Origin of the sequence: Flavobacterium sp. LC2016-23 (genome assembly GCF_009674775.1) — a bacterium.
GTDB lineage: Bacteria > Bacteroidota > Bacteroidia > Flavobacteriales > Flavobacteriaceae > Flavobacterium.
This window is the reverse complement of sequence record NZ_WKKE01000023.1, coordinates 11,981-36,922: the sequence shown is the minus strand read 5'-3', so window position 1 is coordinate 36,922 and position 24,942 is coordinate 11,981. Positions and strand designations below refer to the sequence as shown.

General features: G+C 38.6%; 6 protein-coding genes. All 6 read left to right on the top strand.

Going from position 1 to position 24,942, the window contains the following annotated elements:
* Window positions 1-336: 336 nt before the first annotated feature.
* Window positions 337-2,613: a catalase/peroxidase HPI gene (gene katG / locus GJU43_RS18240; protein WP_154342655.1), complete on the top strand. Its 2,277-nt coding sequence runs from the start codon at window positions 337-339 to the stop codon at window positions 2,611-2,613.
* A 304-nt stretch (window positions 2,614-2,917) separates the two neighbouring features.
* On the top strand, window positions 2,918-3,163 hold the full coding sequence (locus tag GJU43_RS18235) for a hypothetical protein (protein WP_154342653.1): 246 nt from the start codon (window positions 2,918-2,920) through the stop codon (window positions 3,161-3,163).
* Between the two features lie 102 nt (window positions 3,164-3,265).
* The gene (locus GJU43_RS18230; RefSeq protein ID WP_229655079.1) at window positions 3,266-5,296 is read left to right on the top strand and encodes an ATP-binding protein; all 2,031 of its coding nucleotides are present in this window, start codon (window positions 3,266-3,268) and stop codon (window positions 5,294-5,296) included.
* A 412-nt stretch (window positions 5,297-5,708) separates the two neighbouring features.
* The gene (locus tag GJU43_RS18225) at window positions 5,709-6,218 is read left to right on the top strand and encodes a UpxY family transcription antiterminator (RefSeq protein ID WP_154342651.1); all 510 of its coding nucleotides are present in this window, start codon (window positions 5,709-5,711) and stop codon (window positions 6,216-6,218) included.
* A 168-nt stretch (window positions 6,219-6,386) separates the two neighbouring features.
* A complete protein-coding gene (locus tag GJU43_RS18220) occupies window positions 6,387-8,840 on the top strand; it encodes an ABC transporter permease (RefSeq protein WP_154342649.1) in 2,454 nt (817 codons plus the stop codon).
* 98 nt (window positions 8,841-8,938) lie between these two features.
* A complete protein-coding gene (locus tag GJU43_RS18215; protein WP_154342647.1) occupies window positions 8,939-24,937 on the top strand; it encodes a non-ribosomal peptide synthetase in 15,999 nt (5,332 codons plus the stop codon).
* Window positions 24,938-24,942 lie beyond the last annotated feature (5 nt).

Here is a 24,942-nt window from a genome sequence, read left to right as displayed (position 1 = left end):
CTTTTTTGTTAGTGGTTTAAGGGATAGCAAATTAAAACCTTCTCTTTTTAAACAGTATAAATGAGGTAATTACGGAGTTAAAACAATATAAGGTTTTTCGATTGTTATTGAAATACGATAAATTTTAGCTATTTGTTAATAGAAAATATCAGTTTTACTTTAAAAAGTAATTGTCGTACTTTTAATACTTTTATAACTCTTTTATTTTTTGTCGGATGCAATAATAAATAAAAGACGTTATATTTTCAGGTGCTTTTGCGAGCACCATTAATCTGATTTTAATTACATGCATGGTTTATAAAATTTGATTATTAACAATAAACTCATTTAAAAAAAATGGAAAACAATTCAAATGACATCAGTAAATGCCCCTTCCATAACGGAAGCACAAAGCAGGCTACTGCAGTAAATGCCGGTACAAAAAACCAGGACTGGTGGCCCAATCAGTTAAAAGTAAGCGTACTTCGCCAGCATTCTTCTTTATCAAACCCGATGGAGAAGGACTTCAATTACGCTGAAGCTTTTAAAAGCCTTGATCTGGAGGCTCTTAAAAAAGATCTTCATGCCCTTATGACGGATTCACAGGATTGGTGGCCGGCAGATTTTGGTCACTATGGAGGGCTTTTTATCCGTATGGCATGGCACAGTGCCGGAACGTATCGTGTAGGTGATGGTCGTGGCGGAGCAGGTGCCGGACAGCAGCGTTTTGCGCCGCTTAACAGCTGGCCGGACAATGTAAGTTTAGATAAAGCAAGAAGGCTCCTTTGGCCAATTAAACAAAAGTACGGAAGAAAAATTTCGTGGGCCGATTTAATGATACTAACCGGAAATGTGGCACTTGAATCCATGGGATTCAAAACATTTGGTTTTGCCGGAGGACGGGAAGATGTATGGGAACCGGAACAGGATATTTATTGGGGATCAGAAAAAGTATGGCTTGGCGGTGATGAACGATACGCACACGGTTCTGAAGGTGTAGCCAAACATGCCGTTGTTTCGTCTGATGATAATGCAGATGGAGATATCCATACGCGTGATCTGGAAAAACCTCTGGCTGCTGTTCAGATGGGTTTAATTTACGTAAATCCGGAGGGGCCTGACGGTAATCCGGATCCTATAGCGGCTGCCAAAGACATTCGTGATACTTTTGGCCGTATGGCCATGAATGACGAAGAAACCGTAGCACTAATTGCCGGAGGGCACACTTTTGGTAAAACACACGGTGCGGCTCCTTCTGACAATGTAGGAGTAGAGCCTGAAGGAGGAGATCTTGAACAACAGGGCTTAGGATGGCATAATAAATATGGTTCCGGAAAAGGAAAAGATGCTATTACCAGTGGTCTGGAAGTAATCTGGACTACTACACCAACACAGTGGAGTAACAATTTCTTTGAAAACCTTTTCGGTTTTGAATGGGAACTTTCCAAAAGCCCGGCAGGAGCACACCAATGGGTAGCCAAAAATGCCGAGGCGATTATCCCGGATGCTTTCGATCCTTCAAAAAAACACCTGCCAACGATGCTGACTACCGATCTTTCTTTGCGACTGGATCCTGAATATGAGAAAATATCGCGTCGTTTTCTGGAAAACCCGGATCAGTTTGCCGATGCATTTGCCAGAGCCTGGTTTAAATTAACGCATCGTGATATGGGACCTCGTGCCTTGTATCTTGGCAGCGACGTTCCGGCGGAAGAATTGCTTTGGCAGGATCCTGTTCCGGCAGTAGATCACAAATTAATAGACGAAGCGGATATTGCAGCACTGAAAGTAAAAATTCTGGACTCAGGATTGACTGTTGCCGAGCTTGTTTCTACTGCCTGGGCTTCAGCTTCTACATTCAGGGGTTCTGATAAACGCGGTGGAGCAAATGGTGCGCGTATCAGACTGGCTCCTCAGAAAGACTGGGCGGTTAATAATCCTGCTCAGTTGCAAAAAGTATTAGGGGTACTGGAAGGTATTCAGGCAGAATTTAATGCAGCACAATCCGATAACAAAAAAGTTTCTCTTGCCGATTTAATCGTTCTGGCCGGAGGAGCAGCAATTGAGAAAGCAGGTAAAGAAGGCGGAAACGGGATTACGGTTCCTTTTACCCCGGGTCGTACAGATGCTTCACAGGAAAAAACAGATGTAGAATCTTTTGCATTCCTGGAGCCTATCGCAGACGGTTTTAGAAATTATAAAAAAGCGAAATATTCAGTGGCTACAGAGGCGCTTTTAATTGATAAAGCACAGTTGTTAACACTTACGGCACCGGAATTAACGGTTCTTATCGGAGGAATGCGTGCTTTGAATGCCAATTTTGACGGGTCAGCTAAGGGTATTTTTACCAATCGTCCACAAGTATTATCGAATGATTTCTTTGTTAATTTATTGGACATGGGAGTGGCCTGGAAAGCAGTTTCAGAAGATAAAGAAGAATATGCCGGTCATGATCGCACCTCAGGTGAATTAAAATGGACAGGTACCCGAGCTGATTTGCTGTTTGGTTCTAATTCAGAGCTTAGGGCTATAGCTGAAGTCTATGCGAGTGCAGATGCTGAAGCTAAGTTTGTCAGCGATTTTGTTAACGCCTGGACTAAAGTAATGAATCTGGATCGTTTTGATTTGCTGTAACGGGATGACAGTATAGTTGAAATACACTAATAAGTGAAATGCTCTATGATTGGTTCGCTGTTTACGAGACAGTTAATCTTTTATAGAGCATTTTTTTGCGTTTCAAGAAAAGTATTTTGTAAACAGTAATCTTGATTTTTTCTAAATTTTAGTAAAATTTTACTAAAATTTACTATTAATAGCCCTATAACATTATGTTTTTTGTAAAAGCCTGATAATGTAACTTTAAGTTTACGGATATACCGTAAAATCAAACTCAATTGTAGTCTTTTTTTTGTATAAATGATATTTAAATCAAATTATTATGAAAAATAGATTATGTATTGCTTCATTTATTTTACTTTCTTTTTCGATCTTCTCGTGTTCAACAGATGATATGGATGAACAAACTGAGGCTAAAACCTTAAAGATTACTTCTGAAAAAGATGTAAAAAATTATTTGCATAAAGATATAAATGTGAAAGCCATTGACTCAACTGGTATTATTTTAGATGCAAATAGTACTGCAGAAGGTGATCCGAGTAATCCAAAACCACCAAGAAAGGATTAATACCTCTATTTTGAAATAAAAAGACTATAGCATTTATTCGTAAATTTTATAGTCTTTTTATTTCAAAATACTATATTTGAGATGTAAACTAACATTTCAACTTTGGTAACATCTTTTAGAATATTTTTTGTATTTCTGGTGATCATGATTTTGTCATGTAAAAAATCGGAACCGACCGGTTCTTATATCAATACCGTTATTTCATTTGATCACAATCATTTAGAAGGCAAAAAAAAAGAACAGTATTTAGATTCAATAGTGGCTTTATTAAAACTTCAGAAAAATGATTCCACTATTAGAAATTTGTATTTTAAGATATCTACAGAATACTATTACAACAACAACCTCGAAAAATCTTTAAGCACCAGTTTAGTAGCACTCCGATTATCAAAAGAAGTAAATGATAAGGAGGGTATTGCAAAGGCCCTTTTTTATGTGGGCGACAGTTACGGAAACATAAAAAAGGACAGTGCCTATTTTTATTATGTGCAGGCAGAAAAATTGTATTATCAGTTATCCGATTATGATAATATGTCTAAGATGCTCTTTAATAAAGCCTATGTTTTATTTTACGATGGCAATTATATAGAATGTGAAGTCGAAATTTCTAAAGCACTGAAGTATTTAAAAGAGTCTGAAGATCTGCGGTTAATTTATTCCTGTAATACCTTAATGGGGAATTGTTTAGAGAAGCTGGCCAATTATGATAAGGCGTTGTGGTACCACCAGTTGGCCCTGAATAGTTTAGAAAAAATGAAACTTACCGATATTGATAAAGAGGAGATAAGTGATTATAATATAACATCTATTATTAACATTTGTAATCTGTATGACCTGAAAGGCGAATATTCAAAGTCGATCAAAAAATTACAAGGCCTGCTTTCAAAAGATTTTAGAGAAAAATCTCCCCGATTATATGCCAATGTTCTCAGTAATCTGGCGTATTCTAAAATGAAAAATAAGCAATACCACAATGTTTATTTAATGTTTTCCAAATCATTGGAAATCGTAGAAAAAAGCGGAGACGAATTGGATGTTTTGTATAAGAAGATTCATATTGGGGAATATTTCCTGACGCAAAAAGATACACTTAAAGCAATTAAAATTCTTAAAGAAGCGAATCACCTGGCCATTCGGCTTAAGAACAGTAATGAAATCCTGACTTCATTAAGGCTCCTTTCCGGTTTAGATAAAAAACAAAGCCTTTATTATTCTAATGAATATATCAAATTAAGCGATAGTATCAATATTGTTCAGAAAAATGCGCATGAAAAATACGCCAGAATTGAATATGAAACCTCAAGAATAGAGGATGAAAATAAAGTTCTGACCAGGAAAAATTTTAATATTTTAATTATTTCATTTGTTTTAATCCTTTTATTGGTTATCATTTTTGTTTTAAGATATTTTAAATATAAAAACAAAGAGCTTAAATTCTTAAAAATGCAGCAAAAAGCAAATGAAGAAATCTACTTATTACTTACGGATCAGCATGAAAATATTAATGTTGCAAGAGATAATGAGAAAGCTAAAATCGCGAAAGAACTGCACGACGGTATAATGAATAAAATTTATGGTGTTCGCATGAATTTAGGCTTTTTTAATGCTAAAATAGAAAGCGAAATAATCGAAAAGAGGAAAGCGTACATTTCTGAGCTGCAAAATATTGAAAACGAGATCAGAACTATATCACATGATTTAAGCAGGGGATCTTTTTTTGACGGTAACGATTTCAACGTATTATTGCGGGCCTTAGTACAAAATCAAAAAGAGATCAGTACAACACGGTTTAAATATCGAAATGATGAAAAGCTGGAATGGGCAGCCATTCAAAATATCTATAAAATAAATTTATATCGTATCATTCAGGAAGCTATTTTAAACGTCAATAAATATGCAAATGCAAAAAATTGTGACATCATCATTCAGAGAAAAAGCAACAACCGTTTAAAACTTTGTATTGCTGATGATGGAGAAGGATTCGATGTTAAAAATAAAAAAAATGGTATTGGTCTGACGAATATGAAAGAAAGGGCGAACCTGTTAAAAGGTCACTTTTCCATCGTATCAAAAATTGGAATAGGAACAAAAATTGAAATTATATTTTATCTTAATTCAGTTGCTCAGGATTAAATATAAATGGAATTTTTACTATTTCATTTTATGTTTTTTTTATTCCGCTCATTTTAGTATTTGTTACTACAGTAGTTTTATAAAAAAAAATAGCACTTCAAGCCTTAAAATTAAAAGGGGAGGCCTGTCTGTTTGTATTCAAAAAGCAGTAATTATCTTTTTATATTCCTAAATAAACCTTCTTTTTCAGGATAAATTTAGTTGTTATTTATTTGATTGTTAGTGATTTATGTCTTTTATATCACAGTCCGTAGTTTTTCTTCTGAAAGTCCGTAATTTTTATAGCGATGCTCCTGCTAATTTAGCGGTAAATCTAATGTGTTTTCCAATATTCAAAATCAGCATTTAGATAAGTATTCTCGTAACAGAGAACAGCGTAGCTATTTAAAAACCCCTATTTTTTTTATTATTTATGAAATCAATTCAAAATGGTTGGTATGTTCTGTATGTTAAAAGCCATCATGAAAGAAAAGTATCTGAAGGGCTTAATAATCTAGAAATAAAGGCTTTTTCGCCAACAGTTCAGGTTCAGAGTACCCGCACAGACAGAAGGAAAATGATCCATAAATTGCTTTTTCCGTCTTATGTTTTTGTAAAGATCAATTCTTCAATGGATTTTCACAGAACCCTTTCCGTCAGCGGAGCCTGCATGTACATTCGTTTTGGAATGGAATATGCTAAAGTAAGTGATACAGAGATAAAAAATATTGAACTCCTGCTGCAAAGCAATGACCTTACGGAAGTTGAAACAAACACTGAAAATTTTAAAGTGGGAGACCTTAAGACCATCTCATACGGTCCGTTAAGCGGATTGGAGTGTCAGGTTTTAGAAATCAGCAACAGCAATAAAATTATTGTCAGAATTGATTCCTTAAAGAAAAATATAATCGCAACAATTCCCTCAGGTTACTTAGCCGATTAGGATATTGCGAATCAGAGCATCAGCTTACCCTTAAAGGCTGAATAAGCATCCCCATTTTTATTTATCGAAATTGAACAGTCTGCTGTTTTTATAAAACAGCAGCTTTTTGCATACCCTTGTTTTTTACTATAAACCGTTATCATTTACTCATTCTAAAAGAACTCAAAAATGTTTAAAAACTATCTAAAACTTGCCTGGAGAACTTTATTGAAAAATAAATACTTTACCATAATTAACATTACAGGTATAGGTATTGGAATTGCAAGTTGTTTATTTATAGTGCAATATGTGTTTTTTGAGTCTGATTTTGATAAATTTCACAAAGATTCAGATTTAATCTATCGTGTCACCCAAAGTCGTTTTGAAAACAATATCCTGGTTGAAAATTCAGCCATGAATTTTTCGGCTATAGGATCTACGATCAAGCGCTATTTTCCTGAAATTAAAGCCGCTACCAGTATTGGAAAGCAAGACTGTATTGTCTCTGTAGACGGAACGTACGGCGATATCAAATCCTACAAAGAGAACGAAGTATACTTTGTAGATCAGAACTTTTTAGATGTTTTTAATTTTCCCATTTTAAGAGGAGGAAAAAAAGCCTTAAAACTGCCGAATTCTATCTTTTTAACGAAGAGTTTAGCCAAAAAACTATTTGGAAAAGAAGATCCTATGGGGAAAACAATGCGAATTGTCAACTTTAATCAGGGAACCAATTTAGAAGTAGTTGTTCGTGCCATACTGGAAGATGTTCCTGCAAATTCACACCTGCAGTTTACCTGCCTCGTAACCACCGCAGATACGCTTGGTTCCTGGCATTTTATTGATGAATATGCTTACGTGAAATTTCTTCCGGGTACAGACGTAAACAATTCAAACTCAAAATTATCAGGGTACACCAATAAATACCTTGGTGATTATTCGGATGGAATCACGAACATCCAACTTGCCTTTCAACCCTTAGAAAGTATACACTTATATTCTGATCTTACGAAAGAAATTTCGGTGAACGGAAACGGTAAATTTGTGTGGTTCATGTTGTTAATCGCTTCCTTGATTTTAATCATTGCCTACGTAAATTACATCAATCTGTCTACGATTAAGTCTATGGACAGAGCAAAAGAAGTAGGACTTCGCAGAACATTCGGTTCTCAGAAAGGAGCATTAATTATGCAGTTCTTTTTAGAATCTTTAATACTGAGCTTTATCGGAATTATCATAGCGATCATTCTGGTATTGCTTTTCAGAGGTGGTTTTGAAGGGTTAACCGGAATAAAAGTAACTGCTTTTTTCTGGACCGATTATAAAATATGGCTGCCACTGGTTACGATACTGGTTTTAGGAAGTTTTCTATCCAGTTTATATCCGGCCTATCTGTTATCGTCTTACAATCCGGTACAGATTCTTAAGGGTAAACTGCCCATTGGAGGTTCCGGAATTTTTATGCGAAAATGCCTGGTGCTCTTTCAATTTGTAATTTCAATTTCCTTAATTATCGGGACATTTACCATCTACAACCAGCTGGAATACATGCGTAAAAAAGATATAGGCATCAATCTGGAACGAAATATCATTGTGCCCGCACCCTCTAATAATTTTGAATCACAAATGGGCGGACGTAATTTCTATCAGAAAATGCAGGCCTTCCGGGCAAGTTTAGAAGAATATCCTGAAATTGAAAGTGTCACATCTGCGTCCTCAATACCGGGAATAGACCTGAATTGGACAAGGCCTTACAAACGAAAGAATGCGGTAAACAAGAATAATCTGTATGCCACTTTTTCAATAGGTCCTGAATTTTTAGATCAATTTGAAGTAGGTATGGTTGCCGGAAAAAAATTTACAAGAGATATGATTTCCGTAAATCAGATGCCAACCGGAAATACGCCAATTCTGATAAATGAAGCAGCAGTAAATGCATTTGGTTTTGAGAGTGCAGAAAAAGCAGTTGGAGAGTTCTTAACGGACAGCAATGGCTCCGGGGTTGAGTTTGAATACGAAATTATTGGTGTTATCAAAAACTTCAATCAAAAATCATTAAAAGAAACACTGACTCCGATTGTATTCAGGTTAGAAGACGGTTCCAGTATCGAATACTACGCAGTCAAAGTTTCATCTCAAAATATGCCGGCCACGATCAGCCGGATCGAAAAATCATTTAAAGAAAATTTTCCTGCAAGCCCTTTTGAGTACTTCTTTCTGGATGAGTTTTTTAATAAGCAATACAAAGTAGATCAGCAATTTGGACAGATATTTACCGTTTTTGCCGGATTAGCCATATTTATAACCTGTCTTGGCCTTTTTGGATTAACACTGTTTACCAGTTTTCAGAAAGCAAAAGAAATCGCGATACGAAAAGTATTTGGAGCTTCTGTTTTTAGTTTGTTAATGCTGCTTATTAAAGACTTTCTAAAGCTTATATTATTTGCAAGTACCATCGCATGGGTATTATCCTGGTGGGGATTGGAGCAGTGGCTTCAGGGATATTCCACCAGAATCGGCATTAATTTCGTGTTTTTTATTCTTGCGACCTTCATAGTGATTTGCATTGCGTTTATCATCATCGGAGCGCAGTCCTGGAAGATCAATAAAAACAATCCTTTAAAAGCTATAAAGCAGGAATAATAGTTGTTTCAACCTGTTTATTTCAAAATAAAACAGCCTGCCATACTTCTGAATTTTCATAAAGTCTCTTTTTAGAAATTACTTAAACATTTCCCGTTGTGAAAGACAAATTCTTATACAAAACATTTGAGGATATTGTATCCTCTTATCCTGACCATACGGCATTAGCGGAAGCTAATGGCAGTACCACTTACGCCTCGTTAAATTCATTTGCGAACCAGTTAAGCGGTTTGTTACTGGCTACAGGCCTGTCTTCTGATGATTCCGTTGGGGTATTATTGCCAAGTGGAAAAGAACTAATCGGAAGTTTACTGTCTTGTCTGAAGACCGGAATTACCTATGTGCCGCTATCAAATAGTTTCTCACAGTCACGTCTGCAACAGGCGGTTTCAGAAACAGGTATGAAAGTTTTAATCACGGATGATGCTTCGTGGTCCGTATTCAGGAGTCACGCTATTGATCATGCATTTACCCATGTTTTAGTATTTAAGGCATCCGGTTCTTCTCTTTTGGGGGATTTAGGACTTGGTAATTCTGATTTGATTGCAGTGGAGCAAAATATTTTAGATGTATATAAAGCAAGTGCTGAAGGAAAATATGTGGTAACGGATGATAATCTACATATTTACAGTGAAGAAAATGTTGACGTTGAGTATCCAATTGATAACAGCAGTTATATTTTCTACAGCTCGGGTACCACCGGAAAATCGAAAGCGATTGTCGGTAATCAGGAAAGTATTGCACACTACATCAACTGGCACAAAAACACCTTCGGATTTAACACCGAAAGCCTTGTCAGCCAGATTGCGTCAGTCACTTTTGATGCCAGTTTAAAAGACATTTTAACGAGTCTGATTTCAGGAAGCTGTTTGTGTATTCCGGCTGCGAAAACGCGTGAAAATATGGTATTGTTAGGCCAATGGCTTTCAGCAGAAAAAGTAACGATTTTACAAACGGTTCCTTCTTTATTCCGATTATTGACTAACAGCCTAACAGAGCAGAATCTTTCGTTAAAAGACATCAAAGAAGTTGTTCTGGCTGGAGAAAAATTATACGGACGTGATGTTGCCTTATGGCGTTCCCTTTCCGGACATACAGCCCGTATGAGTAATTTGTACGGACTTACAGAGACGACAGTTCTGAAAAGCTGTTACCATATTCCCGAGGGACATTTAGATCCCGGTACCGTTTTACCTGTCGGTAAAGCGATTAGCAATACCCTGATTGCAGTCATTAACAAAGACGAAATTTGTAACGACGAAGAAATAGGCGAAGTATATATCAAAAGCCGTTTTGTCAGCAAGGGCTATTTGGATAAAGAGCTTACGGCAGCCTTATTTGTACAGAATCCACTGGTTACCGATCGTGAAGATCTGGTTTGCAGAACAGGCGATTTAGGCCGTTATAACAGTGATGGGAATTTAGAGATCCTGGGAAGAATTGACGATCAGATCAAACTTCACGGTGTACGTGTAGAACTGGAAGGTATTCGCAATTCTTTATTAAACCTCGAAGGAGTCGCTCAGGTAGAACTCCTGTTGCATACAGATGCGACGGCAGATTCTTTACTGTGTTATTACAGCGGAACAGCATACAGTTCAGGGGAATTACGTTTGCTTTTATCTGCACAATTAGACCGCAGCAGTATTCCGGATTATTTTATTTATCTGGAAGAGTTTCCATTGACCTTAAACGGCAAAGTAGACAAACGTACCTTGCCAAAACCATCAGAATTATTACGTGGCAGTAATTATGAAATGCCAAGCGGTGCGATTGAAACTTCCCTAAGCGGAATCTGGGCAGAACTTTTGGGTGTTCCGCAAAATAGTATCGGAAGAAATGATTCGTTTTTTGATTTAGGAGGATCATCCCTGAAAGCAATTCAGCTGATTTCAAGAGTATACAAACAACATGAAGTGCAGCTGAGCATTGGAGAAATTTTCAATCAGTCAGCATTAAAAGCACAGGCCGCATTAATAGTAGCATCAAAAGGAGAAACAGTATACAGTTCGCTAAAACAGGTGGCGGAACAGGAGGATTATGCATTATCGCATGCGCAGCGTCGTTTGTGGGTTTTAGATCAGCTGCAGGAAGATTTTACAGCTTACAGCCGTCCGATAAGTTATGATATTGAGGGTACATTAAACCTTGGTGCTTTAACGGAATCCTTTGCAAAATTAATCCAACGCCACGAAAGCCTGCGAACCATCTTTATGATAAAAGACGGAGAGCCGCGTCAGTTGATACAAGCTGTAGAAAACATCCATTTTGAGATTCCTGTAAAGGATATCTCCAACAGCAAAAACAAAGAAAATGCTATCGAAGAAGTTTTGGCTGCACTTGCCGCTTCATCTTTTGATTTATCAAAGGGACCTCTGTTTAAAGCGGTCTTACTGGATTTAGGAAACGAGCACTATCGTTTGTTATTTTCTATTCATCATATTATTTCAGATGCGTGGTCGATGCAGGTATTAGTGCGCGATTTAGTAAGTTATTACAATTCGATTGTCAAAGGAGAAGAAAAATCTTTGTCATCATTACCCATTCAGTACAAAGATTATGCAGCCTGGCAGTTAGAAGAACTCTCAAAAGGAGCGCTGGCAGCTTCCCGAAGCTACTGGCTGGCACAGCTTGCAGGAGAATTGCCTGTACTGGACCTTCCATCAGATCATGTGCGTCCGTCGGTGCAAACCTACAACGGGGCACAGTCGTATGTTAGTTTTTCAGAACAGACGAGCCATGCTTTTAAGCATTATGTAAAAGAACAGGACAGCACAGCATTCATGGGTTTTGTCTCACTGATCAAAGTACTGTTGTACCGATACAGCGGACAGGAAGACATTATCATTGGAACACCGGTTGCCGGAAGAGAACACTCCGATTTAGAGAATCAGATTGGGTTTTATATCAACAATCTCGCCCTACGAACCAGGTTTCAGGGAACTGACAGTTTTACAAAACTATTACAATCAGTCAAAAAAACGTGTCTGGAAGGCTATGAAAATCAATCCTATCCCTTTGATTTATTAGTAGATGAACTGCAGCTGTCGAGAGATTTAAGCCGCTTTCCGTTATACGATGTTGCCGTTATCCTGGAGAGTGATGAGGCACTATTGGAAGACGCGATAGAAATGGAAGGCCTGGATGTTTCGTATGTACGTGTAGCTGTAGAAACAAGTTTATATGATCTTACTTTTTGGTTTAGGGAAAACACTTCAGGACACATTAGTCTTCACATTGAATACAATACGGATATTTATAGTGCGGAACGCATTAAGCGATTAGGCATTCATTTGGGAAAACTAATGGAGAGTATCATTACCGACAGCACCCTTTCGTTAGATCACTTACCATTAATTGAAGCAGACGAACAAAAAATAGTACTGGAAAAGTACCAGGGAGAAATAGTTTCCCAGTTTTCAGCGAGTACCCTTGTTTCACTTTTTGAAACGCAGGCCGATAAACAAAAAGGAGGCTTAGCTTTAAAGTACGAAGAGCATACACTGAGTTATCAGGATCTGGAGGAACGCTCCAATGCCTTAGCTCATTATTTACAAACTCAGCATGCTATTGTTAAGGGAAGTATCGTGGGTATTATACAAGATCGAAGCGAGTATATGCTGATCAGTATTTTGGGTGTATTAAAAGCCGGAGGAGCTTATTTGCCAATAGATCCGGCCTATCCATCCGATCGTGTGGACTATATGATAAGCGATGGAAATGTATGCTTATTGCTTGCCGACAGAGTATTGACAGAATATGCAGTACCAAGCGTAAATAGTAAGGAGCTGAAAGAAACCTTAGAAAACCATCCAAAAACACGATTGAATGTAGCGCTAAGCGGAGAAGATCTGGCTTATGTAATCTACACTTCCGGTTCTACAGGAAGGCCAAAAGGGGTGATGATTCAGCATAATGCTGTGATAAATTTATTGAAATCGGTAGTAGATATCCTTGATGTTTCCAGGAAGGATCAATTACTGGCGATCACTACTTTTACATTTGATATTTCGGTACTGGAATTTTTCACCACATTAGGTGTGGGTGGGTCAGTTACGATTGCTCCAGTCACAGTAATCACCGATCCGGGATTGTTATCCACACTGATTGATGAAAGCGGAGCCACTATTGTACAGGCTACTCCAAGTGTCTGGAACTTACTTTTAGAAACAGGCTGGAAAGCCGCAACTTCGCTGAAAAAAATATCCGGAGGGGAGTTTTTACCCCTTTCGTTAGGAAAACGTTTGTTAGAAATGCCGGGCGAACTTTACAATATGTTTGGTCCGACGGAAACAACAATATGGTCAACCTCACAACACATTCAAAGTGAAGCAGATTTAAATTCAATAGGGAAACCCATATACAATACAACACTTTATATACTTGATGATCTTGGACAACCGGTGCCACACGGGGTAACAGGCAAATTGTTCATTGGCGGGGCAGGAGTTGCAAAAGGATATACTGATGCTGAACTGACAACAAAAAAGTTTATTAAAAGCCCTTTTAAAAGCAACGAAGTTATTTACGATACCGGTGATTTATGCCAATGGGATTTTAATGGAAGATTACTGTATATCGGAAGAGGAGACGGTCAGGTAAAACTGAGAGGTTATCGTATCGAACTCGGTGAAATAGAATCACTCTTAGAAACCGATCCAAAAGTAAACCAGGCGGTGGTAATCGTCAAAGGAAATGACCTGTTAGCCTATGTTACCGGAAAAGATACTGTTGATGTTACTACTTTAAAAACTCTGCTTCGCAGCAAGCTGCCGGCTTATATGGTACCGGGGCATATCCTGCAATTAGAAGATTTTCCATTAACACATAATGGAAAAATCAGCAGAAAAAAACTAGCGGAAAGAGCTATTGAATTACAGGAAAGAATACTTACAGCTCCACAAACCGATACAGAACACGTACTGGCCGAATTATGGCAATCGATACTGGTTGTGAATGACATAAGTACGACGGATGATTTCTTTGAAATTGGCGGACATTCCTTAAAAGCGATTCAGTTAATACTCAACCTGCATAAAAAATTAAACGTTCAGATCCGATTAAAAGATGTTTTCGAATATCCGAAACTGGTTGATTTGGCAGCGTATGTAGATCAGTTAACAGTAAGTCAATACACAAACATTACTCCTGTAAAAGCAGCGGATCACTATAAATTATCACATGCACAACGCAGATTATGGATATTGGAACAATTTGAATCTTTAGGTTCAGCGGCTTACAACATACCTATGAGTTACTGGCTGAATGGAAGTCTGAATATCGGGAATGTAACGGAAGCATTTAAGCGTCTTATCGAACGTCATGAAATTCTGAGAACCAATTTCAGGGAAATAGACGGAATTCCGTATCAGTTTGTTAATGAATTAGATACTGTTAATTTCAATATTGACTATCATGATTTGTCCAATGACGAAAATGCAGTACAAACAGCCAAAATTTTATCCGAAAAAGCAGCTTTTACTTCTTTCAATCTGGCAGATGACCCATTGCTAAGAGTACAGATCAGTAAAGTGGAAAACGAAAGATATTTGTTTCTGCTGAGCATGCACCATATTATTACAGATGAATGGTCCATCAAAAACTTAATTACAGAGTTTTTGACGGTATACAATGCTTTAGAACAAAAAACAGAAATTGACTTGCCATTCCTTTCAATTCAGTATAAAGATTATGCTGCCTGGCAATTACAGGAATTGGCGGGCGGTACGCTTAATATACACAGAAGTTACTGGCTGGATAAATTTGAAGGTGATATTCCTGTAGTAGATTTGCCGACAGATGCGCCAAGACCTTCCCTGAAAACATTCAACAGCACCCAGTTAAAATATTCTTTTGAACCAGAATTGGTTGCAGGATTCAGATCGTTGTTAGCCGGTGAAAAAGCAACTCTGTTTGCCGGACTTATGGCCATTACAAAAATCCTGGTTTATAAATACACCGGTGAAAAAGACATCATCATCGGAACAGCGGCGGCAGGAAGGGATCATTCCGATTTAGAGAATCAGATTGGTTTTTACATCAATGCACTGCCTTTGAGAACACTGCTGAACACGGAAGAAACTTTTACGGACTTTCTAAAGAAGGTAAAAAATGGTGTCATTGAAGCATTTGACCATCAGATCTATCCGTTCGATTTATTAGTTGAAGATTTAGGCTTTAACAGGGATTTAAGCCGATCTCCTTTATTTGATATCGCAGTTTTAATTCAAAACATGGAAAACAACCATAAGCTGCCGGATATGGAAGGCATTCTTATTGAAGACCATTTGCTGATCAATGAAAAGAGTAAAGTCGATATCAGGTTATTTTTTGTGGAAAACGAAAGCGAAATTAACTTAAATATAGAATACAATACCGATCTTTTCCTCGAAGAAAGAATACAAAGATTCTGTGTGCATTTTGAAGAGCTGATTCGGGCAGTGGTGGAAAAACCAGCTCAGAAACTCAAAGAGCTGAATTATATTACGGCCAAAGAACGCCAGCAAGTATTATTTGATTTTAACCCTGAATCTTTTGACTATGATGAAACATTAACTTTAGTTCAGTTATTTGAACAACAAGTTGATAAAACCCCTCATGCAACAGCACTTCAGACGGCAACAAAATCCTGGACTTACCAAGAACTGAATACTACTGTTAACACACTTGCAAAATCTTTACAGGAGCATTTTGATGTAACTAAGGGTATGCATGTGGGTTTAATGGTGAATAGAAATGAATGGTTAATCATCGGAATGCTTTCTATTCTGAAAGTGGGTGCAGTTTATATCCCGATAGATTACTCCAGCCCGGCAGAACGCATAAAATATATCGTTTCGGATGCTGAAATTTCATTATTGATTACCGAAAGCAGTATGATAAACCGTTCCTCAGATTTTATCGCTAATGCTTTTAGTATAGATGAAATTTACGAAGTTCTGGAGAAACGCGAACAAAACCTGATACCAGATTATACAGCAGCTGATTTGGCGTATGTAATTTACACCTCAGGTTCTACCGGAAAACCAAAAGGAGTTTTGGTATCTCATGAAAACTGTGTCAATATGGTTAAGAATGAGCATATTATATTCAAACCATCTTTAGAAGATAAGGTGTTGCAATTTGCTTCCCCATCCTTTGATGCTTCGATTGCCGAAATTTTTATGGCGATTACTTCAGGTGCAAGTTTAGTCCTGGCAGATAATAAAACATTAAAAGATATTGCAGCTTTAACGGCGTATTTAAAAGCAAAAGAAGTATCCGTAGTGCTTCTTCCTCCGGCTTATTTAGCCTCCATACCTGTAAAAGAACTTTCTTTTTTACGATTGATCATTACAGCAGGGGATGTAGCAAACAAACCCCTGGCCATAGCGTACAGCAGGGAATTAACCTATCTGAACTGTTATGGTCCAACGGAATGTGCCGTCTGGGCAACCGTACATCAAGTTGAGCCTTCGGATCTGAAGTATCAGCGAGTGCCAATCGGAAAACCCATCGGCAACCTTCAGGTATACATTTTAAATGAATTTCTTCAGCCACAACCTGTAGGGGTTCCCGGAGAAATGTATATTGGTGGTGTAGGTGTGACTCAGGGGTATTTAAATAAAAAAGAGTTAACCGAAAAAAGCTTTTTAGAAAACCCTTTTGGTAAAGGAAAAATATATAAAACAGGCGATCTCGCTTCCTGGTATTCCGATGGAAATATTGATTTCCTGGGCCGTGTCGATACACAGGTAAAAATAAGAGGATACAGAATAGAACCGGGAGAGATTGAGAGTGTATTGAATAATCATTCGCAAATAGACAATGCTGTGGTCATTACCAATGGAGAAGGTAATGATAAACTTTTAATAGCCTATTACGAAGGCCCGGAGGCTCTGGAAACCAGTGCCGTTCAGGAACACCTGAAAAACTTTTTGCCGGACTACATGATACCTTCCCACATTATTTATTTAGCGCATTTACCTCAGAATAATAGCGGGAAAGTTGACAAAAAAGCATTGCCGGACTATTTAGAAACGGCTGTAAAAGAAATGGTAGTTCCGAAAGATGCCATAGAAGCCGGATTGCTGGAAGTATGGCAAAATGTTTTAGGAATTCAGGAAATTCAAATTCAGGATAACTTCTTTTCGGTTGGAGGTCATTCGTTAAGAGCCATTCAGTTAATTTCACAATTGTTTAAAAAACTGGAAATTAAACTGGAACTGGAAGATATCTTTATCCATCCGGTGTTCAGGGACCAGATCTCTTTATTAAAAAAATCGGCTAAAACGAGTTATCAAAAAATTGAAAAAGTTCCGGAGCAGCCTCTTTACAAACTTTCCTATGCACAGCTTCGATTATGGCTGCTGGAACAATTTGAAGACGAAACAGAAGCTGTAAACAGTATTCCGGTAACCTATTGGCTTCAGGGAGACCTAAATAATGACGCTTTAAACAAGGCCTTCCGATTTGTAATCGAAAGACATGAAAGCCTGCGAACCGCCTTTGTTACAAAAGAGGGAGAAGTGTATCAAAAAATCCTGACTTCAGAAGAATATTCCTTTGAAGTGACAGAGGAAGATGCTGTAAATGCCGCAAATCCTAAGGAATATGCACAAGAAAAAGCATTGGAATTATCCTTAATTCCTTTCAATCTGGAAAAAGCACCCTTAGTAAAAGCGCATCTTATTAAAGTCGCAGCGGATGAATACCTTTTCTTTCTTTCCGTCCACCATATTATTTTTGATGAGCGATCCGTTCATGTTTTTGTGAAAGAAGTACTGGAAGGATACAAAGCATTTTTAGAAAATACAACACCTGTATGGCCGGCATTGCCAATTCAGTACAAAGACTATGCAGCCTGGCAGGAGAAAGAACTGCAAACGGAACAATTATCCGTACACCGCGCGTATTGGCTGGGTCAGTTTGAAGAAGAAATAGAAGTACTGGATTTACCGACAGATTTCCCAAGACCTCCGGTGCAAACCTTTCACGGCGATCAGGTGCATTTAAGCCTGAGCCCGGAAATAAGTACCGCATTCAGAGCTTGTCTGGAAGCACAGGAAACGACACTTTATATGGGTCTGGTAACGCTGGTAAAATTATTACTGCACCGTTACACCGGACAAAATGATATTATTATTGGTTCACCTTCAGCAGGCAGGGAGCACCCGGATTTAAGAGATCAGATCGGATTTTTTATCAATACACTGGTACTGAGAACTAAATTCAACGAGAACGAAACCTTTAATTCCCTTTCTAAAAAAGTAAAAGACAATGTACTCAATGCCTTTAAGCATCAGGTATATCCTTTTGACTTATTGGTAAATGAACTACAGGTAGAACGTGACATGAGCCGTTCGCCGCTATTTGATGTAGTAGTCGTTCTGGAAAACCTGATCAACAAAAATGAAATTCCGGAATTTGAAGGCCTTACGGTTACAGAAAATCAATTAGATGTACCGATCAGTAAAGCCGACTTACGTTTCTACTTTATAGAAAACGAATCTAATATTTCGCTGACGTTAGAGTACAATACAGATATCTACAGCAAACATCGTATGGAAAATGTGTTAGGGCATATAACAGCTCTGATACATTCAGTAATTGAAGGACCGTCGGCTGCCATAAGTTCACTGAACTATTTAACCGCAAGAGAACAAAACTGGCTGCTGAATGAGCTCAATCAGAAAGTAATAAACTACGATAAAAACCAGACTTTAGTCGATATTTTTGAACAGCAGGCAGCAGCAACACCTGATGCGATAGCACTTGAGTTCGAAAACAAAACGTTTACGTATCAGCAGCTTAATGAGCAGGCAAACCAATTAGCACATCATTTACGTGAAGGATATAAAGTAACAAGGGGAGAAACGGTTGCCCTGATGACAGAGCGGAATGAATGGCTCATCATTGGATTTCTGGGGATTTTAAAATCCGGAGGCGTTTATTTACCAATCGATTCAGGTAATTCGACAGAGCGAAACAACTTTATGCTGTCAGATGCAAATGCCAAAGTACTCATCACAGAATCCGTAAACCTGTTTAATGCCGGTGATTTTCAAGGAAGCCTGTTTGCCATTGATATCGAGTTTGATTTGTTGGAAACAGCAACAGAAAATCCGGTAAAAGTAAACGACGCCTTAGATCTGTCTTATATTTATTACACCTCAGGATCTACCGGACAGCCTAAAGGAGTGATGCTTCAGCATTGCAATGGGGTGCATATGGTGTACAATCAAAGAGAAGAATTTAACGTAACAGCAGATGACTGTGTCATTCAGTTCTCGTCCCTGATTTTTGACGGTTCTGTATTTGAATTCTTTTTAGCATTAGCCAATGGAGCACGCTTATTGATCGCGAAAAACAACATTATCAAAGATGCTGTTGAACTGGTAAAATACATGGCTGTCAAAGAGGTCACGATTGCCATTTTACCGGCGGCGTATTTTTCTTTAGTGGCTGTCGAAGATTTGAAATTCCTGCGAAAACTGCTTTCCGTCGGAGATGCGATCAACAAAGATCAGGCTATAAAATGCAGCGCCGTTACGGATACTTACAATGGCTATGGTCCGACAGAATGTGCGGTTTGTACAAGTCTTTATCAAATACAACCGGAAGACAGTCAAAGAGCCAGACTACCGATCGGAGAAGCGATCGGAAATGTTCAGGTACATATTCTGGATCAGCTGCTGCATTTAGTCGGGGAAGGAATTCATGGAGAAATCTGTATCTCGGGAGAAGCAGCAATTGCCAAAGGCTATCTAAACAGAGAGGAACTTTCGAACGAAAAATTTATAAAGAACCCGTTTGGTGCAGGAATGATGTACCGGACAGGAGACAAAGGAGTACGTTTACCCGATGGCAATATTGACTTCTTGGGCCGTATGGACAATCAGGTAAAAATCAGAGGCTATCGTATTGAATTAAATGAAATTGAAAAAGTAATTCAGTCGCATCCGCTGATCCTTGAAACTTTGGTGACCACATACACCACCGAAGATGATATTGCGCTGGTAGCTTATTATACGGCCCTTGAAGAAATTAATCCTGCGGTAGTAAAGGATTTTATGAAAACCTTCCTGCCCGGTTATATGATTCCTCCGTACCTGATTCCATTAGCAGATTTTCCATTAAATGCAAGTGGTAAAATTGATAAAAGGAAATTGCCGGAACCGGAAATTACCTTAGATACAACTTACGTAGCGCCTCGAAATGCCGTAGAAGAAAGTCTTGCAAAAATCTGGGGAGAAATCTTAAACAAAGAAAATATCGGAATTGAAGATAATTTCTTCGAAGCAGGCGGACATTCCCTGAGAGCCATTCAGTTAATTACTAAAATTTATAAAGAACATCAGGTACAGCTCAACATCGGAGACATCTTCAGCAGACCGACACTTGCAGAACAGGCGTTATTGATTTCGAATTCGGATACCACAAATTATATTTCAATCCCGAAAATTGATGAGGAAGATACCTATCCGTTATCAGCAACACAGCTAAGAACCTGGCTGCAGGTAGAACAGTCCAAAAATGCTGTAACCCATAATGTACTGACGAGTTATATGCTGACCGGGGCCTTTCATAAGGATGCTTTTGAATTTGCTTTTCAGCAGGTAATCGCCCGTCATGAAAGTTTGAGAACCGTATTCGAATTGGTAAACGGATCACCAAGACAACGTATTATAGACGCTGCTGACCTTACCATCGGAATCCATTATTTCGATATTTCGAAAGATAATGAGGCAGCAAAACAAGCAAAAAAAGAAGCACTTTCCGCCAAAGTTTTCCATTTGGATACAGCGCCATTATTTAATATTGATATCCTGAAGCAGGAAGAAAACAAGCACGAATTGCTATTTGCCATGCATCACATTATTTCCGATGAATGGTCCATGCAGGTTATGGTCAGAGATCTGGTTGTATTTTACAACACTGCTTTAAAAGGAATCATAAGCGATTTGGAGCCTTTGCCTATTCAGTACAAAGATTACACCGCCTGGCAGCTGGCAGAACTAAGTGGTGACAAACTGCTGGAGCATAAGCAATACTGGATGCAGCAATTTCAGGGAGACATTCCGGTGCTGGAACTTGCGTCCGACAGGCAGCGTCCTGAAGTTATGAATCACCAAGGAGCACAACACTATTTCAGACTGGATGAAACGTTAAGTTCAAAACTAAAAGAATTAGCCAAAACTCAGGGTGCGACCTTGTTTATGGGGGTAACTTCTTTAGTAAAAGCGTTATTCTATAAATACACCGGAAATCAGGATATTATCATCGGAACTCCGGTAGCAGGAAGACAACATCCGGATTTAGAAGATCAGATAGGACTCTATTTGAACACATTGGCACTTCGATCCAGATTTTCGGGAGAAGAAGGATTTAATGCGCTGTTAAACGAAGTCAAAAAAGTAAGTTTAGACGGATTCAGTCATCAGGTGTATCCTTTGGATATGCTAATTGAAGATTTAGGCGTCTATCCACCGAAAAACAGAGGTGCTTTATTTGATGTTGTAGTCATATTGCAAAATGTGCAGCTCGATCTTTTGGAAGGAATTGAAATGGAAGGACTCGAAGTTTCAGCGCAGGGAGAAGACTTAAAAATCAGTAAAGGTGATTTGCGCTTCCAATTTATGGATCAGGGAACTTTTCTGGAAGGAAGTATCGAATACAGCACCGAACTATATGACGAAGCACGTATTTCCCGTATGGTAACCCATATGAAAAACCTGTTAACCATTATAGTAGAAACTCCCGAACAGCCCTTGAAAGAAATTCAGTATTTAGAAAATACAGAATCGGAAAACTTAGACTGGTTTGAGAAAACAATACAAAAAGAACAACCACAATACGTACACAAAGTATTTGAAGCAATTGTAGCGGCATATCCTGAAAAAGAAGCGCTGGCACTCGAGGGAGGATCGTATACGTATCAGCAAGTCAACGGCTTCAGTAATCAAATCGCCCGTTTGTTAGGAGATCTTGAGCTACAACCCGAAAATGCAGTTGGCGTATTACTGCCGTCAGGAAAAGAATTGATCACAACATTGATGGCGTGTTTCAAAACCGGTGCCACTTATGTTCCGATGGCTGCCGAATTTTCAAAAAGCCGAACCGCACAGGTATTTTCAGATACGAAAATGACCACTTTGATAGCGGCTGAAAAAGCATATAATGCCTTAAAGGAAAGTATAGATCTTTCACAAACAAGACTGGAAAAAATAGTCTTATTTTCTGAAGAGGGCATACTAACCGTTCAGGAACGTAACGCTTCAGGCGAGTTTGTCGTTTCCGGTTATAGTTTAGCGAATTACAGTGAAGAAAATGTTGCCGTTGAGTATCCGATTGATAACAGCAGCTATATTTTCTACAGTTCCGGTACAACAGGAAAATCCAAAGCGATTGTGGGGAACCAGGAAAGTATTGCACACTATATCAACTGGCACAAAAAAACCTTCGGATTTAATACTGAAAGTCGTGTCAGCCAGATTGCGTCAGTCACTTTTGATGCCAGTTTAAAAGACATCTTAACGAGTCTGATTTCAGGAAGCTGTTTGTGCATTCCGGCTGCGAAAACGCGTGAGAATATGGTGTTGTTAGGCCAATGGCTTTCAGCAGAAAAGGTAACTATTTTACAGACCGTTCCTTCTTTATTTAGATTATTGACCAATAGCCTTGCAGAACAGAATCTTTCGTTAAAAGACATCAAAGAAGTGGTGCTGGCAGGAGAAAAATTATACGGACGTGATGTAGCCTTATGGCGCTCACTTTCCGGACATACAGCCCGTATGAGCAACTTATACGGACTGACTGAAACGACGGTTTTAAAAAGCTGTTACCACATTCCAAACGGAGAGTTAGATCCCGGTACCGTTTTACCTGTGGGGCAAGCCATTGCCAACAGTATGATTGCGGTAATCAACGACAGCGGACTGAGTATGTGGGGAGAAATTGGTGAAGTATATATCAAAAGTCCATATATAAGCAAAGGCTATTTAGATCAGGAACTTACTGCAAAATTATTGGTACAAAATCCATTGGTTACCGATCGTGAGGATCTGGTTTGCAGAACGGGAGACCTAGGCCGTTATGACAGCAATGGAAACTTAGAGATTCTGGGAAGAATTGACGATCAGATCAAACTCCATGGCGTACGTGTAGAACTCGATGGTATTCGCAGCTCGTTGTTAAACTTAGAAGGAGTGGGACAGGTAGAATTAGTATTACACACCGATGCAACCACAGATTCTCTGTTATGTTATTATAGCGGAACGGAATATGGTTCCGGCGAATTGCGTTTGCTTTTATCAGCGCAATTGGACCGCAGCAGTATTCCGGATTACTTTATTTATCTGGAAGAGTTTCCTTTGACCTTAAATGGTAAAGTTGACAAACGTGCCTTACCAAAACCATCAGAATTATTGCGAGGCAGCAATTACGAAGCACCAGTCGGAACGATTGAAACTTCCTTAAGCGGAATCTGGGCAGAATTATTAAGCATTCCGCAAAGCAGTATCGGAAGAAACGATTCGTTTTTTGATTTAGGAGGTTCGTCTTTAAAAGCGATTCAGTTAATATCGAGAGTGTATAAAAATCACGAGGTACAATTGAGCATTGGTGAAATTTTCAACCACTCTACCTTAAAAGCACAGGCTTCCTTACTAGCAGCATCAAAAGGAAATACCTATAGTGCAATTGAAAAAGCAGCAGAGCAGGAGGATTATGCCTTATCACATGCACAGCGTCGTTTATGGGTACAGGAAACCCAACAGCAAAACGGGGAAAGCACCTTTAATATCTTTATGCGTTACCAAATGGACGGTAAACTTCAGATAGAAATACTTCAGGAAGCTTTTGATCAGATTATAAACCGTCACGAAAGTCTGCGCACCATCTTTGTTTTAAAAAATGGAGAACCAAGACAAAAAATTCAATCGATGGAAGAGCAATCTTTCGAATTGGAATTTGCAGATCTTCAGGAAATCCAAGAACAGCAGGCCATCATTGATCAGGAGGTGCAAAACCTTGCTTACCATGCTTTTGATCTTCAGAACGGACCGTTGATGAAAGTGAAACTGCTGAAGCTGGATGCTGAAAATCATATGCTGCTGTTTGTCAAGCATCATATTATTTCAGACGAATGGTCGTTGCAAATTTTTGTGAAAGAAGTATTGTCGATTTACAACGCTTTATCAGAAAATAAAGAACACAATTTAACACCATTAACCGTTCAGTACAAAGACTATGTAGCCTGGAAAGAAAATGAATTGTCAGCCAACGGACTTGTAAGGCTTCGTGAGTTTTGGATGAAGGAATTACAGGGAGATATTCCTGTTTTATACCTTCCTACTGATTTCCCGAGACCGCCGATTCAGACTTTCAACGGGTCAGAACTGCATTTTGAGTTTCCTGCGGATGCGGCAGCTCAGTTTAAGCAATTGTTGCAGGAACACCAAACCACATTATTTATGGGGTTACTGTCCGTCGTAAAAACAATTCTGTACCACTATTCCGGACAGGAAGACATCATCGTCGGAACACCAATTGCAGGAAGGGAACATCCGGATCTGGAAGGACAGATAGGGTATTACTTAAATACGCTCGCGCTGCGCAGTAAATTTGATCCTGCCCTGAAATTTGTTGATTTTCTTTCCGAAATAAAGAAAACGGCAATAGCGGCTTTTGAACACCAGGAATATCCTTTTGATACGCTTATCGAAGACTTGAATTTAAAGAAAGACTTAAGCAGATCTCCGTTATTCGATGTTGTAATGATTCTTCAGAATGTGGATTTACACAAAGAATCGGATTTGGAAATGAAAGGCATTACGGTAAACCCGATCAAAGAATCTATGAATATCAGCAAAAGCGATCTTCGGTTCCAGTTTGCTGATGTAGGAGCTACGATAGTAGGTACCATCGAATACAACACCGGTTTATTTAAAAAAGAACGTATAGAACAACTCATAGCGCATATGAACAGTCTGATAGCCCTGGTGATTACCGATTCAAACCGTTCCCTGACAGAATTTGATTTTCTTACTGATACAGAGCGCCAACAAGAACAGCTGGCTTCCGATTTTTTCGGTTCTGATATCAGTACAGACTTCTAACTTAA